13 protein-coding genes are annotated in these 13,820 nt (G+C 58.8%); 4 read left to right on the top strand and 9 right to left on the bottom strand.

What is annotated here, in order from left to right:
- The first annotated feature begins 79 nt into the window (after nucleotides 1-79).
- Nucleotides 80-268: a hypothetical protein gene (locus IPM12_04620; GenBank protein MBK9147092.1), complete on the top strand. Its 189-nt coding sequence runs from the start codon at nucleotides 80-82 to the stop codon at nucleotides 266-268.
- Here the strand turns inward: IPM12_04620 and IPM12_04615 are convergent, their stop codons facing one another.
- The 4 genes from IPM12_04615 to IPM12_04600 are packed head-to-tail and all read right to left on the bottom strand — an operon-like array spanning nucleotide 269 to nucleotide 3,084.
- A complete protein-coding gene (locus tag IPM12_04615) occupies nucleotides 269-910 on the bottom strand; it encodes a ribonuclease H family protein (protein MBK9147091.1) in 642 nt (213 codons plus the stop codon).
- Between the two features lie 16 nt (nucleotides 911-926).
- Complete coding sequence (locus tag IPM12_04610) at nucleotides 927-1,703, bottom strand: hypothetical protein (GenBank protein ID MBK9147090.1); 777 nt, start codon at nucleotides 1,701-1,703, stop codon at nucleotides 927-929.
- 2 nt (nucleotides 1,704-1,705) lie between these two features.
- Complete coding sequence (locus IPM12_04605; GenBank protein MBK9147089.1) at nucleotides 1,706-2,728, bottom strand: DUF4065 domain-containing protein; 1,023 nt, start codon at nucleotides 2,726-2,728, stop codon at nucleotides 1,706-1,708.
- Between the two features lie 8 nt (nucleotides 2,729-2,736).
- Complete coding sequence (locus tag IPM12_04600; GenBank protein MBK9147088.1) at nucleotides 2,737-3,084, bottom strand: toxin; 348 nt, start codon at nucleotides 3,082-3,084, stop codon at nucleotides 2,737-2,739.
- A gap of 92 nt (nucleotides 3,085-3,176) precedes the next feature.
- Between IPM12_04600 and IPM12_04595 the strand changes: the two genes are divergently transcribed.
- Nucleotides 3,177-4,418 (top strand): DUF2130 domain-containing protein, encoded by a 1,242-nt coding sequence (locus IPM12_04595; protein ID MBK9147087.1) that lies wholly within the window; start codon nucleotides 3,177-3,179, stop codon nucleotides 4,416-4,418.
- Between the two features lie 23 nt (nucleotides 4,419-4,441).
- Entirely contained in the window at nucleotides 4,442-6,745 is a 2,304-nt protein-coding gene (locus IPM12_04590) for an AAA family ATPase (protein MBK9147086.1), read from the top strand.
- A gap of 118 nt (nucleotides 6,746-6,863) precedes the next feature.
- On the opposite strand, the gene IPM12_04585 is transcribed toward IPM12_04590, so the two are convergent.
- From IPM12_04585 to fdhF, 3 genes are all read right to left on the bottom strand, one after another.
- Nucleotides 6,864-7,535: a hypothetical protein gene (locus tag IPM12_04585; GenBank protein MBK9147085.1), complete on the bottom strand. Its 672-nt coding sequence runs from the start codon at nucleotides 7,533-7,535 to the stop codon at nucleotides 6,864-6,866.
- An 8-nt stretch (nucleotides 7,536-7,543) separates the two neighbouring features.
- Nucleotides 7,544-7,714 carry a hypothetical protein gene (locus IPM12_04580; protein MBK9147084.1) on the bottom strand — a complete coding sequence of 57 codons (171 nt, stop codon included), beginning with the start codon at nucleotides 7,712-7,714 and terminating at the stop codon, nucleotides 7,544-7,546.
- Nucleotides 7,715-8,147: 433 nt separating this feature from the next.
- Nucleotides 8,148-11,012, bottom strand: coding sequence for a formate dehydrogenase subunit alpha (gene fdhF, locus IPM12_04575; protein ID MBK9147083.1), 2,865 nt, complete (start codon nucleotides 11,010-11,012; stop codon nucleotides 8,148-8,150).
- Nucleotides 11,013-11,164: 152 nt separating this feature from the next.
- Between fdhF and IPM12_04570 the strand changes: the two genes are divergently transcribed.
- Nucleotides 11,165-11,713 carry a cupin domain-containing protein gene (locus IPM12_04570; protein MBK9147082.1) on the top strand — a complete coding sequence of 183 codons (549 nt, stop codon included), beginning with the start codon at nucleotides 11,165-11,167 and terminating at the stop codon, nucleotides 11,711-11,713.
- Nucleotides 11,714-11,828: 115 nt separating this feature from the next.
- Here IPM12_04570 and IPM12_04565 read toward each other — a convergent pair whose 3' ends face one another.
- Entirely contained in the window at nucleotides 11,829-13,448 is a 1,620-nt protein-coding gene (locus IPM12_04565) for a hypothetical protein (GenBank protein ID MBK9147081.1), read from the bottom strand.
- Entirely contained in the window at nucleotides 13,445-13,759 is a 315-nt protein-coding gene (locus tag IPM12_04560; protein MBK9147080.1) for a hypothetical protein, read from the bottom strand. The genes IPM12_04565 and IPM12_04560 overlap by 4 nt, the downstream gene beginning before the upstream one ends.
- Between the last annotated feature and the right edge of the window lie 61 nt (nucleotides 13,760-13,820).

Genomic DNA, 13,820 nt, shown 5'->3' with positions numbered 1-13,820 from the left:
GGAGGAGACCCAACGGGGTATAGGCCCGATCGACATGCGGGCCTTAGGCGCGCGCAGAGCGTGCTACTTTTGGGTCACCATGAGCAACAAGGAACTCAAAGAGGCTATCGAGAAGAAGCTGAATGAAGTGCCCGACTCCATTCTGCAGGAAGTGCTGGACTACTTGAAAGGCTTCCAGGCCAAGTCGCCCGATGAGCAGAAGCGCGTGATCGGGCTCAAGCGCATCCTGGACGAAAAGCGTGATCTGCTCCTGCGTTTGGCGAAATGATCACTTCCTTCCGAAGTCCGCGGGGTTCTCACCCCAAGCTCGTGTCTCCCACTTGAGTATCGGCGTGGTGTACTCATTGGTCGCAAGCCATCGCTCCGCGCGATCGACCAACTCGAACAGCTTGGCGTTGCGCTCGCTTCTTGGCTGTTTGGTCTTGGCCCGCTTCTGTCGAACCCAGCTTATCGCATTGCGGCTGTCGGAATAGACCGGAACGACCAACCCGTGCTTCTTGCAATGGGCCAGCGCATGCACCAGAGCGAGGAATTCCGCGATGTTGTTCGTGCCATCGTCGAACGGACCTTGGTGGAAGACCTTTTCACCGGTCGCGTAGTTCACCGCTTGGTACTCGCATTCCCCTGAACCGGTGTTCCACGCACCATCCACACAAATACTCTCGCGTATGGGTTCACCCACCAAGGCGCGCTGCTTGGCCGATGGTGCCTTGACGAGTTCTCTCCGTTGCGTGAAGCTGTACTTCGGCGGCGTGCTCAATGCCTGTTCCGCCTCGGCCATCGTCTTGAACGACTTGAACTTGGCGCCCGGGAACGCATTCGTTTGTGCCGCGCACTCACTCCAAGTCTTGAAGATGCCCGTCTCCCGGCCCTCCCAGACGACGTAGAACTTCGGCTTTGGCTTGGACATGGCAACTCGGACGGAATCACATGGCAACCAATTGTGGCTGGTCTTCCACCACTGGCTGCTTGATCCGCTTGCGCCCGTACTCCGGGTCGATGGGGGCAAGAAGGTCCAGAAGTCGGCCATGCTTCAGAGAAATGAGCATGTCAAGGGCGAAGCTTATCAGGTTGGCAAGGAACAGGTCCATCAGTATCGCGAAGGCTGCCAACCGGATGTACCACGGCAACACCACTTCAATGCTGGCCGTGCTGTAGATGATCAAGAACTGGATCGTCAGTGAGATCGCGAGGCTCGCCTGATACACGTCCGTTTCCCGCTTCCCCTTGTCAACATCCTTGAGATAGTCATAGAAGCGGTAGAACTGAGTTCCCGGCCTGACTCCCGACGGCTCGATGACAACAACATCCACCATGTTGAAGATCCAAATGATGGCCGCGAGTACTGGTTGGTACCAAACCTTCCCGACCAACCCCGGTTCCTTGCGGATGGCTCTGGCCAACAATCTGTAGAGTCGCTCGGCTACGAATATCCCGTACCACGTCAATACATAGTGGACCAAACCAAAGCTCAACTTCCACACGATCAAGAACAGGGCGAAGGCCAGGACATAGGAGCCATCGAAGACCCTCTTCAGCGCCAATTCAGGCGAGGCCCAGACCCAGCTTCCAACATCATAACCTAGCCCGGTGGCCAGCTTGCAAGTCAACACAATGCTGAAGAGAACCCGTAGGGCCAAAAGCAGAATGCGCGTCCGCTGCTTGCGCTTCCGGACCAGAAGGTCGATCACTTGACTGAACATGGCTAGTCCTTATCGAATGCCTTCAACCCGAAGGCGAGGTTGTAATCGATGATGCTGTGATCCGCTTCGTGTTTCTTCCACGCTTCTTCCTCATGGCTTGTCGCGATGATGCTCTTGGCATCATCCTTCGCGAAGCGGGCTGCGACTTCACGCAACACCGCCAGCTCGCTCTCCTCGAACAGGATGTCACGGAACAGCCGTGGTTCGCGCGGCAGGAACTGCCCGCCAAGGTTGCCATCCGGCAACTCCTTCTGCACGAAGTCCACCTTGCCGTTGCGGGCCATGTGATCGAAGAGCGCATCGAACTGCTTGGGCACCGGGCCCCAGGTGACCGCACGGTATGGAGCGCCACTGATGGACACGCCATGCAGTTGGTAGTGCCTGAAGTCCGCATAGAAGAGCAACTTGTTCATCTTGGTCTTCCAAGGCTGCATCGCCTCCGTGAAGAACACGATCATCTCCGTGAGGCGATCCAAGCTCGGCTTGCGGTATCCGGTGGTATGGTCGGGTCCTGTCGCGGTCGGGTCGATGCCCATCACATACTCCTCCTCGGTGGTTCCCAAGTGCCAGCCGTCCTGGGTCTTCAACAACTCATCAACGCGCTTCAGGATCTTCTCCTTCGCCTTTTCGTCCAGGTGAACGGTCAGCCGCACCATTTTCCCGAACTCGGCCGGATCGTCGGCCACTTGGATCAAGCGCGCGTTGCTCTCGCTCGGCACCTCGCCCGCCTCGTAGTTGCGCCACACGTTCGCCCCGAAGCCGAGCACCTCGCTCATCTTCATCGCGCTCAGGTCGTACTTGGTGCGGATGGCCTTGATCTCGTCCGGGAAGGGCAGGTTGTACTTGTCGCGGTACTGGTTGTACACCTGGTTGATGTTCACCTCGTCGGTGAACGTCTCGGTATACTGCGCGCCATCGGTGTCCTTGTAGAAGTGGTACAGGATCTCGAACTCTTCCTTGCGGAAGGGGATCGTTCGCTTCTCCCGGCACAGCGGCATGTCGTTGCCCGTCATTGGGCTCTTGATGGTCGGTTTCATCGCAGGGGGAATTTCATGGGGTGTTCGGCCGCGTGGAAACTGATGCACAGGACATCACCGGTACGGGTGAAGCCGAGGGTCACTTTGATGTACAGATCCGTTCCCTTCAGGACTTTGCCGAAGACCCAAAGGCCCGGGCCGCCGTCCCAGTCCTGGATCGGGCCTTCGCTGTAGTCGGCCACCGTCAGTTCCCGAAGCACTTGTTTGCGCTGGTCGCGCGATATGCCGAGCACGACCAAGGTGGCCGTGTTCTTCTCTCGGTCGTCTCGGAACAGCACGTCGAAGACCCGCATCCTGGTCTGGAACTCTCGCAGGAAGGCTTCGACTTCGGCCGGTGTTGGCATCGCACTTCAAGATGGGGCGAAGGTAGCACAAGAGACTATAATGCAACTATAAAGTTGCATACCTTGGCAGCCCCTATCCTGAGAAGCCCCGAATGGAACCCCAGACCCAAGCCCAGATCAACTGCCCCAAGTGCGGTACCCCGGTCGACGTGAACAAGGTGCTCTATGACAAGGTACAGGCGGAGATCGGCCAGCAGTACGAGCGCACCATGGAACAGGAGCGCGAGAAGCTCGCCGATGCCCAGAAGAAGGTGGATGAACAGAAGAAGCAGTTGGAGGATCAGGTGAAGAGTGCCGTGGAGACCCAACTGGCCAAGGCGAAGAAGGAACAGGAGGACAGCCTGCGGAAGTCGATCCGTGGCGAGGTCGAGGAAAGTGTGACCGCCATGCAGAAGGAGCTTGAAGAAAAGAGCGTGCAGTTGAAGGACCTGAACCAGATGCGCGCTGCCTTGGCCAAAGCGCAACGCGAGAAGGATGAGCTGGCAGACAAGATCAACGCCGAGGCGGAGGTGAAACTCAACGAACTGCTGAAGCAGGAGAAGACCAAGATCGCCAAGACCGAAGCCGACAAGCAGGAACTGGCGCTGAAGGAAAAGGACGAATTGATCAAGTCGCTCAGTACGCAGATGGAAGAGATGAAGCGGCGGGCGGAACAGGGCTCCATGCAGTCACAGGGTGAAGTGCAGGAACTCGCGATTGAGGAATGGCTGCGCAGCGCCTTCCCTTTGGATGAGGTGGAAGAGATCAGCAAGGGTGTGCGCGGCGGTGATTGCATCCACCGCGTGCGCGACCGGTCAGGGCACGAATGCGGGTCCATCTACTACGAGAGCAAGCGGACGAAGCACTTCACAGCGGGCTGGATCGCGAAGCTGAAGCAGGACATGCAGGCCGCGAAGACCCACGTTGGTGTGATCGTTACGGAAGCCATGCCCGATGGCATGGACCGCATGGGGCAGCGAGAAGGTGTGAGGATTTGCACCTACGATGAGTTCAAGAGCCTGTGCTATGTACTGCGTGAGATGATGATGCAGGTGGGCACTGCCCTGGCGGCTCAGGAGAACAAGGGCGACAAGATGGTCATGCTCTACAACTACCTCACCGGCTCCGAGTTCGCCATGCACATCGAAGCGATCGTCGGCAGCTTCCGGAAGCTGAAGGGCGACATCGCCTCCGAGCGCCGTGCCTACGAACGCATCTGGAACGAGCGCGAGAAGAACCTTGACCTGGTGATCTCCAACACGGCGCAGATGTACGGCTCCATCAAGGGTATCGCTGGGGCTGCGATCGCGTCGGTGCAGAGCCTGGAATTGCCGGAGTCCGGAAGTGCCGCATAGCCCCGCAATCACCCCTGCACGCCATGTCCTCCACGCCCCCGCTCCCGATTGCGCGCATTGCGAAGATCAAGGACCATCGTGTCTTCCGGGACTTCGCCTGGCCCACTTCTTTGCACGACTTCGCCCGGTTCAACCTTGTATATGGATACAATGGGTCTGGAAAGTCGACCCTCTCCAAGCTGTTCGAGCACATCGCCCAACGACGAGTGGTGGAAGAAGGGCAAGCGGACTTCATTATCAATGCACATCCGGTGAATGGAGACGCTCTGGACACCGCCGCAAACCTCCCACAAGTCCGTGTGTTCGACCGCGAAGCTGTCGTCCGGACCATCGCCGAGGCAGATTCAGAGCTGGGACCCATCTACTACTTCGGTGAGGAGAACGTGGAGAGCCAGAAAAAGCTGGAAACCGAGTCCAAGCTTTTGGAGAAGGCCAAGAAGGACCTTGAGGCTGCACAGCTCACAACCCGATCGAAGAGCCAGACTTTTGAGGCCCACTGCACGGACAAGGGGCGCGAGATCAAGACGCTGCTGTCTGGTACGAACAGCACATACCTCAGTTACAACAGCGCCAAATTCAAGAAGAAGGCCGATGAACTGATGGCCCACGTCGGTGCGTTGCCAACTCGAACAGACGAACAAAAGACAGCGCTGAAGCAGAAGGCCGGTGCAATCTCCATGACCGAACTCAGCGAGTTGGTCTTTGATTATCCGGACCTGAACAAGGCGCAGGAAGTTGCAAGGGAGTTGTTGGCACGAACAGTGACTTCCAAGGTGATCGATCGCCTAGTGGATAAGCCGGTGATCGCAAAATGGGTTGAAGAGGGTCTCCACATACATAGCGGCGATGAGCCTCTGGCGACCTGCGAGTTCTGTGGCAATACGCTGACATCCGAGAGGATGAAAGATCTCGATGGACATTTCAATGACGTCTACAAGGCCTTCGTCCAAGACTTGACGAAAGCTCGCACGGCGTGTGAGCATCGTGTCAGTGCAATAGCTGCTTTGGTCAAGCATGACCCAGCCAAGCTGTACTCTGACCTAAGTGGCCGATATCAAGAGAAGCTGAAGTCCTTGAAGGAGGCCGATGAGCTTGTGGCGCAGTTTCTCAACGCACTGGCCAAAGGGCTTTCAGACAAGGCCGCGAATCCATTCCAGAGTCTACATCTCGACACCTACTTGGATGGACTATCGGTGACTGCCAGCGACGCGGCAAGTTCAGCACTCGCGGTCGTCAACGTTGTCCTGCAAGAACACAATGCCAGGTGCAGGGCATTTGACAAAAGTGTCTTAGAGGCGCGAAAGGAACTTGAGGCCGCAGTTGTTGCGGATACGTTTTCGACCTACCAGAAGAACCTGAAGGCGGTAACGGACTCAGAAGCGAATGAAAAGCGGCTCGGCGATGATATCAGGGGCTTTCAAGAAACGGTGACCAAGCTCGAGATGGAGTTGAAGGAGCATCGGACCCCTGCGGAACAGCTCAACAAAGAGCTCTGTGGCTTTCTCGGTCGCGGGGACCTTAGTGTCGCAGTACATGAGACGGGCTACACGGTGGTGCGCGATGGAATACCTGCGCTGAATCTGAGCGAGGGCGAAAAGACGGCAATCGCCTTCCTCTACTTCCTGAAGTCTCTCCACGATAAGACGTTCAATCTTGGGAAAGGCATCGTCGTAATCGATGACCCGGTATCCAGTTTGGACGCTCATGCGCTATTCAGCGCATTTGGTCAAATGAAGCAGGTGGTGAAGGAGGCCGGGCAGCTATTCGTTCTTACCCACAACTCCGGCTTCTTTCGGCAAGTCAAGAACTGGTTCGAAAGCATGAACCGTTGGAAGAAAGACCCGACGACTCGGCCCGCACGGTTCTTCATGCTCTCCGTGCGGATAGAACACGGGCATCGGAATGCGGCCATCACAGTGCTGGATCCACTTTTGGAGCGCTTTGAATCCGAGTACCACTATCTCTTCAAACAAGTTCATGTTCAGGCACAGCAGACAAGTATGCCAAGCGACATGCAGGTTCTTTATCCACTACCCAATATCGCCCGAAGGCTGTTGGAGGCCTTCCTTGCTTTCAAGGTGCCGTCCCCGACAAGCGATGGTCTGATGAAGAAACTTGATCTGATAACATTCGATCCCGCGAAGAAGACACGCATGCTCAGGTTCACCCATTCATACTCCCATAGCGATCGAATCGAGGAGCACGGAATGGATATGTCGCTTCTTGCCGAAGCTCCTCAAGTGATGCGGGAAGTGCTCGAGTTGATCCAGTTCGCTGATCCGCAGCACTATGATGGGATGATGGAGCAAATCGTTGCTATCTCGTGAGGATGTGAAGCAGCCGCCAGGCACGGATGTGCCTGAACGCATGAACCACAAGTGGGCGGCGATTGATTGCGTGAAGGATTCCTCGAACGAAGCAAGTTCAGATTGGAATAGGCTCACTTCATTGGGCCTCGAACTTGTTCGGCTGAATGCTCGGCAGGTCGATGATATTCCGATCAATGCAGACCAGACCGAAGCCCTTGCAATTGATGTATGCCCTGCATTTGTTATCGGTGAAGCGATCAATGCTGAAGACGAAGATGATTTTCTCTTCGCGGTTCAGTTGAGCGATTTGGTAGCCATGTTTGTTGTCCTGCTCAATGGTCTTCTGCAGATGATTCACGCCCTGATGAGATCGGGTCTCGGAGTGAACAATAGCGGCACCGACGTCGAACTCAAAGACGATTTCACAGGCATCCACATCCTTCGCGGTGTTGTTGATTAACTCAAACTCCTTGTGAATGCTGCTTGAGCCCAATTCAGCCTTTTCTTGTGTGGTTCGCAGAGTCAATCTTGGCAGCTTCTTCTCCGCCTCGCGGTCTTTCTTGACTTGCCACCTCGTGTAAACAGCACCGGCAAAGCCACCAGACAAGAACGAAGCGATTATTCCAACAACCCAAGGCCATGAGGCTCCGCTGCTGCTTCTAGTGTTATCTGCATTCTGGGCATCTGCGTTAGGCTCCGAGGCTGGTTGTACACCGCGATCCAAGCTCGACGTGTCCGCCTTGCTCGGCTGCTGAGCAGATGAGGTGAGTCCAAGGCAAAAGGCGAAGCAAGAAAGCAACGTCTTCATGGCATGGCCTACTCGTAGTTGAGCTGAAGATTATTGTTCGCATCAACCCAGTAGGTTGCGAACTTCACAGAGTAGATGCCATAGGTGCGGCAGAGGTTCTCGGCTTTCGCCCGGTCCATTTGTGGGACCATGAGGTAGAAAGTGCCGCCCAATGTCGAGTACTGTTTCCATTGGCTCACCTCGTTAACACTGACGGAATCAGATGTCTCAACTTCAATGATGTGCTGAACGTTGTTGCTGCTTAGCGGTGTCAGTATGATATCGGGGTACATGTTCCCAATCCCCGTAACATGGTTACTGCCAGGATTCGTGTAGACGCGAAAACCCGATTTGAGTCTATCCGCGGCAATCTCAATCACGCGATCGTGATAGTTCTGGTTCTGGGGGTTTCGAAGTGCCATTGCCTTAACCGTCGTTGCGCTGCCAAACTTAGTTAGATGGGTGCATCTCAGTGCTTGATGCATCACATCGATTCGTGCATCCTTGATTATTGCGTCTCGCTCGTGCTGTGCGTGAGCGATCGCAGCGGCAACCCGCGGGCCGGTAATCCGGCCGAGGAGTATAGCGGAGAGCGCGACGGTGAGGCTTTGCGAACCGGCACGCCCAAACCTTCTACGCCTTCGCCACCACTTCTCCCGCCTCCCTCAAATGCGTCTTACGTGCCTTCCTGATCCGGCAGCTCACCACCTTGTACTCTGGGCACATGGCCAGTGAGTCGCTCACGCTGCTGGTGATCAGGTTGAGCATCATTTCCGGGAAGTGGAAGGTGCTGCTGAGGATGCCGGGCTTCACCTCGTCGGTGATGAGGGCCTTGATGTCCACTTTGCCGCGCGCGCTTTCCACGCAGACCATGTCGCCCTCGGCGATGCCGTGCTTGGCGGCGTCGGCGGGGTTGATGAGCAGTACGTCCTCGGTGAGGATGGCGCCGTTGCCGGTGCGCCGCGTCATGGCGCCGCAGTTGTAGTGCTCCAGCTCTCGATTCGTCGTGATGATATAGGGGAATTCGGCCTGGTTGGCCTTCACCTCGGGGCTCATCTGCCACGCGTTGAAGTAGAAGTGGCCGAGCCCTCTTTTGAACGTGTCGGTATGCAGGATCTTGGTGTCGGTGCCGTCGGCGTTCACGGGCCATTGCTTGCCTTGCTCGCCGAGCTCGTCCCACTTCACGCCTTTGAAGAAAGGCGCGATGCGGCTGATCTCTTGCAAGATCCACTCAGGCTCGTAGGTGCTCTTGGCGTTGCCGCTCTTGCGACCGGTCTTCGCGGCGTAGCGCTCCATGATGTCGCAGATGATCTGCCCATCGGGCTTGGTGCCTTCCACGGGAGGCACGGCGGCGTTCACGCGTTGGATGCGGCGTTCGCCATTGGTGAAGGTGCCGCTCTTCTCCAGGAAGCTGGCGCCGGGCAGAACGACGTGCGCGAGCTTGGCGGTCTCCGTCATGAAGAGCTCCTGCACCACGAAGAGGTCGAGCGCGCCGAGGGCCTTGCGCACGTGGTTGGTGTTGGGGTCCGTCTGGCCCATGTCCTCGCCACAGACCCACATCGCTTTCAGTGTGCCGGCGAGCGCGGCATCATACATCTGCGGGATCTTCTTGCCCACCACGTTCGGCACGTGCACGCCGTAGAAGTCGTCGTAGAGCTTGCTGTAGTTCGGGTCGTCTACGGCGAAGTAGCCGGCCCCTTGGTGCGGCTGGCAGCCCATGTCGGCGGCGCCCTGCACGTTGTTCTGTCCGCGCAGGGGGTTCACGCCCACGCCGCGGCGGCCGATGTTGCCGGTCATCATGGCGATGTCGGCGATCTGCATCACGGTGAACGTTCCTTGGTAGTGTTCGGTGACGCCCAGTCCGTGGAAGCTCATCGCGGCGGGAGAACTCGCGTAAGCGATCGCCGCCTTGCGCACCAGCTCGCGGTCCACGCCCGTGACCTTCTCCATCTCGGCAACGTCCACGCTGAGCAATTCCTTCTTGAAGTCCTCATAGCCCTCCGTGCGCGTGTCGATGAACTCCTGCTTCACCAGGCCCTCGCTCACGATGTAGTACATGAACATGTTGAGCAGCGCCACGTTGGTGCCGGGGCGCAACTGCAGGTGGTACTTCGCGTAGCGGGCCAGCTCGGTGCGACGCGGATCGATCACGATCAGGGTCTTCCCCTTCATGATCTGCTGCTTGATCTTGGCGCCCGTCACCGGGTGCGCGTCCGTCGGGTTCGCGCCGATCACCATGATCGTGTGCGTGTCCTTCAGGTCGTCGATGCTGTTGGTGGCCGCACCGGTGCCGAAGGTCTTCTGCATGCCGAGCGCGGTAGGCGAGTGGCACACGCGCGCGCAACTGTCGATGTTGTTGGTGCCCACCTGCACGCGGAAGAATTTCTGCATGAGGTAGTTCTCCTCGTTCGGGCAGCGCGCGCTGCTCACGCCGGCCAGCGCGTCGGGTCCGTGCTTCTCCACGATGTCGGCGAAACGGTCCACGATGAAGTCGTAGGCTTCGTCCCAAGTCGCGGGGACCAACTCTCCGTTCTTGCGGATCAGCGGAGTACGCAGTCGCTCCGGGTGATCATAGAAGTGGAAGGCATAACGTCCCTTCAAGCAGGTATGCCCTTGGTTCGATTCGGCAGAGTATGGCGCGGTGATGGCGACGACCTTGTTGTCTTTGACCTTCACCTCCAGGTTGCAGCCCACGCCGCAATAGGTACATACGCTGCGCACCACCTCATCGGCCTTGGTCTCCTTGCTCTTGAACACATCGGTGATGGCGCTGGTTGGGCAGGCCTGCGCACAGGCGCCGCAGCTCACGCAATCGCTCTTGAAGAAGCTCTCGTCGGTGCCTTTGGCGATGTGGCTGTCGAAACCGCGACCGGCCATGGTGAGCACCATTTCACCCTGCACTTCATCGCAGGCACGTACGCAGCGGTAGCAACTGATGCACGCGCTGAGGTCGCTCACCATGTACGGATGGCTGGTGTCCATCTGCATATGCTTGTGGGTCTTCCCCTTCGGGTAGCGCACGCTATCGATGTCGAAGCCGACCTGCTGCACGACGTTGTAGAGTTCGTTCGCGCCGTGGTCCTCTTTCTTCAGCCGCTCGGTGTCGTAGTCGGTGAGCACCAGCTCGATGATGTTCTTCCGCAGCCGCTCCATGCGCGGGCTGTTGGTGGTGATGTACATGCCCTTGCCCACGGGCGAGTGGCAGCTAGCCATCACTTTGCTCGGACCATCCTCTTGCAGCGCGACCTCCACGGAACACACCCGGCAACTGCCGAAGGGCTCCAGGTTCGGCGCGTCACAGAGCGTGGGCACCGGGTTCGGACCGATGTGCCGGCGCATGAAGGCCAGCATCGTCTCGTTCTTGTTGATGGGGTAAGCCTTGCCGTCGATGTAGGCGACGTCGACCTCCACGGCTCCCTTATTAGAGGAAGCGGGTGCGGATTGTGTGCGAGCAACCGGTGCCGGAGAGTTGCCGGTTTTGGCCTGAGGGTGGTTCATGGCAAAGGCTTGAAGGCCGAAGATAGGAGGCGATGACCCTGTGGCCGTGGCGCGGGCCAAGGGTTGCCCGGATGACGGGTAATCATCAAATTCGCTCAGTACGATCCAAGCTCGGATCCACAGTCCACCACCAACACCTGCCATTCTCGAAGATGAAACGCCCCATCGACCTCCACGCCATCGGCGAGCGCATCCACTTCAACGACGCGCGCGAACGCACCAACGGCCGGCGCAGCGAGGCCACGCTCAGCCTCGGGCCCGGCAACAAAGGCCCAGGTCCGCATATCCATATCGGCCAGGACGAAGGCTTCAAGGTGGTGAGCGGGAAGCTGATCGTCACCATCGGGAAGAAGGAAGTCACCCTGGGGCCCGGCGAGAGCGCAGTGATCCGTTCCGGCGAGGCGCACAACTTCCGCAACGCGAGCACCACCGAGCGCGTGGAGGCGGAGTTCTGGTACGAACCCGCCTTGAACATCGAGTGGATGCTGCAATCGCTGGGCGAGGGGGCAATGGAGAACGGTGGGGATTGGAACAAGATGCCTGTGCTGCCAGCGATGCACATCATGTGGAAGATGCGGAAGGAATACCGCCTCGCGGGTATGCCCGCGTGGTTGCAGGATGCGATGTTCGGTTCCGGTGCATTCCTCGCACGGCTCACCGGCGCGCACAAGCGGTGGCCGCTGCCTGAGGGGCTCAAATGACGATGCCCCTTGAAACGCCTGGATCATGCATGTGCTCCCTACACTTCGCACGGACGCCACGATGCCGGTCATTCGTCCGCCAGGGCAGGCCCCGGAACCATCATCCGGCACGCGATCACTCCACCATGAACCGCGCTGCTCCCACGCCAAACGCTGCGTGGGTTAGGAGATAGATCCCCGGGGCGAGGTCCTGCATCGGGATGGAGCCAGTTCGACCGGCCGCCAGGATGTGCTTCACCATGCGGCCAGCCGGATCGGTGATTGCGAGCCTGACCGGGAATTCCGGGTCGAACCCCAGATTGAACAGCAGTACCCCTTGCGCGGGATCATGCACCACCATCAAGGTATTAGCCGGCACGTGCCGTACCATGATCGCCTCGCTCAACTCCTCCCGTCCGTCGGCATCAACCTGGCGCAGGCGATAATAATTGTCGCCGCGCAAGGGTGAAGGATCGACCGCCCTGTACTCCATCAGCCCCGCGCTGTGGCCAGCGGCCTCCACCTGTGCGACCGGCTCGAACCACCCGTTCTCAAGCGAGCGCTCCACGATGAAATGGGCGCTGTTCTGCTCCGAGGCCGTGGCCCATTCGAGGATGTTCACCGCGCCTTCGTTGCGGCCGCGGAACTCGAGCAGCTCCACGGGAAGGATCATGCTGAGGCATTGTGCGGTGGTGGCCGTTGAGCAAGGCGCACAGGTGGGCACGAAGAACATGCCCTGCGCCGCGGCCAGCCATTGCGTGTTGTTGCGCCCGGGCACTACGCTCGCCGACGTGCCGCCGTTGTTGTGCAGGGCATGCACCGCGTTGCCGCCGTTCCAGGCCGCGCAGATGTTCTTCTCCAGGATGAACGAGCCGATGCAATTGGTGCTCTCGTACAGCACGGTCTGGCTGCTGTAGCGCTGTGCGGTGCAGGAGAACATGGGCACGTTGAGGTAGGAGACCACGAAGCGCCGGAACGGGGCCACGCCCAAGGTCTGGTAGTACACGCAGCCGGGGGCCGCGCACAGTCCGGGATGGATGTCCTGCCAGGGATTGAGCACGCTGTTGGTGATCTGGGCCGGCGTCACAGCAGGCACGGGCACGGTGGGCCAAGGCGAATAGGTGCCCGCATTCGCCAGATTGAAGGTGACGTAGTTGTTCGAGGAGATCACGCATTGCGTGTATGCGGTGCTATTGTAGCAGAAGCTGAAGCCCATGTTGATGACAGCCGAATGGACATCGTCCGTCATGGTAAGCGGCGTGCCTGCGTATGCATCCGCCACGTACGGCGTTGCGGTCTGCGAATAGCACATGGGCACCGGAGGTGCCGCGCAGGTGATGCTCAGCGTGTAATTGCCCGTGGCGGCGCCGAAGCCATGCACCAGGATGCGATAGGTGACACCGAGCGCGGATAGCCAGGTGACCTGCGATTGGAGCCCGCAGAAATCATCGATGCCCACGACGCAAGTGAGCGCCGTGCAGGCGCCGGTGAAGACCCGGATCTTCGTGTCGTACGCGCTGCCGCACAGCGATGCCGTGATGCTGCCGCCGGTGCCGACGAAATGGTACCAGACGCCGCCACCGGTGCCGTCGGTGGTGCCGCAGAACGGAGCGACATCAACCCCATAGGCCGTTGTGTTCCCGGCGACCACCGCGCCACAGGCCAGCGCGGTCGAACCGGTGCACAGATCGCCTTGCGCACGGGCTTCGGTGCCGAGGAGCACGAGTGCAAGGAGGGCCACGAGCGCAGCCTTCATCGTAAAGGACTGGTGGAGGGAGGCAGCACGGAACCGTCGGAGCCGTGCACCGTTCCGGATAGCGCGTGGCCCGCACGCTGCAGCATGACCGACAATGCGGCGCGGTCAAGCGTATGGCGCGCGGTCAGTTTGAAGCAGGTGCACTCTGAAATGAACACGCAGGATGCCACTTCGCGCTCGGCCATCAACGCATGAACGATCGGTTTGGCCGAAGCCTGGTCGATCACGTCCGACACTTCGAAGCGGTAGACCACTTCCGCTCCGGTGGCCTGGGCAGCGCAGCGCGTAGAAGCGCCGGCCAGCACGCCCACGGTGATGATCAGCCAAACGGCATATCGGGTGCACGGAGAAACCATAGCTCGCCTCTTCATT

This window comes from Flavobacteriales bacterium (genome assembly GCA_016716605.1).
Lineage (GTDB): Bacteria > Bacteroidota > Bacteroidia > Flavobacteriales_F > PHOS-HE28 > PHOS-HE28.
This window is presented reverse-complemented; position numbering and strand designations above follow the sequence as displayed.

Bases quoted from the DNA above. Each gene is read 5' to 3' on its own strand.
- IPM12_04610 (MBK9147090.1), bottom strand. From the start codon at position 1,703: ATGTTCAGTCAAGTGATCGACCTTCTGGTCCGGAAGCGCAAGCAGCGG.
- IPM12_04585 (MBK9147085.1), bottom strand. From the start codon at position 7,535: ATGAAGACGTTGCTTTCTTGCTTCGCCTTTTGCCTTGGACTCACCTCA.
- fdhF (MBK9147083.1), bottom strand. From the start codon at position 11,012: ATGAACCACCCTCAGGCCAAAACCGGCAACTCTCCGGCACCGGTTGCT.
- IPM12_04595 (MBK9147087.1), top strand. From the start codon at position 3,177: ATGGAACCCCAGACCCAAGCCCAGATCAACTGCCCCAAGTGCGGTACC.
- IPM12_04615 (MBK9147091.1), bottom strand. From the start codon at position 910: ATGTCCAAGCCAAAGCCGAAGTTCTACGTCGTCTGGGAGGGCCGGGAG.
- IPM12_04590 (MBK9147086.1), top strand. From the start codon at position 4,442: ATGTCCTCCACGCCCCCGCTCCCGATTGCGCGCATTGCGAAGATCAAG.
- IPM12_04620 (MBK9147092.1), top strand. From the start codon at position 80: ATGAGCAACAAGGAACTCAAAGAGGCTATCGAGAAGAAGCTGAATGAA.
- IPM12_04600 (MBK9147088.1), bottom strand. From the start codon at position 3,084: ATGCCAACACCGGCCGAAGTCGAAGCCTTCCTGCGAGAGTTCCAGACC.
- IPM12_04570 (MBK9147082.1), top strand. From the start codon at position 11,165: ATGAAACGCCCCATCGACCTCCACGCCATCGGCGAGCGCATCCACTTC.
- IPM12_04565 (MBK9147081.1), bottom strand. From the start codon at position 13,448: ATGAAGGCTGCGCTCGTGGCCCTCCTTGCACTCGTGCTCCTCGGCACC.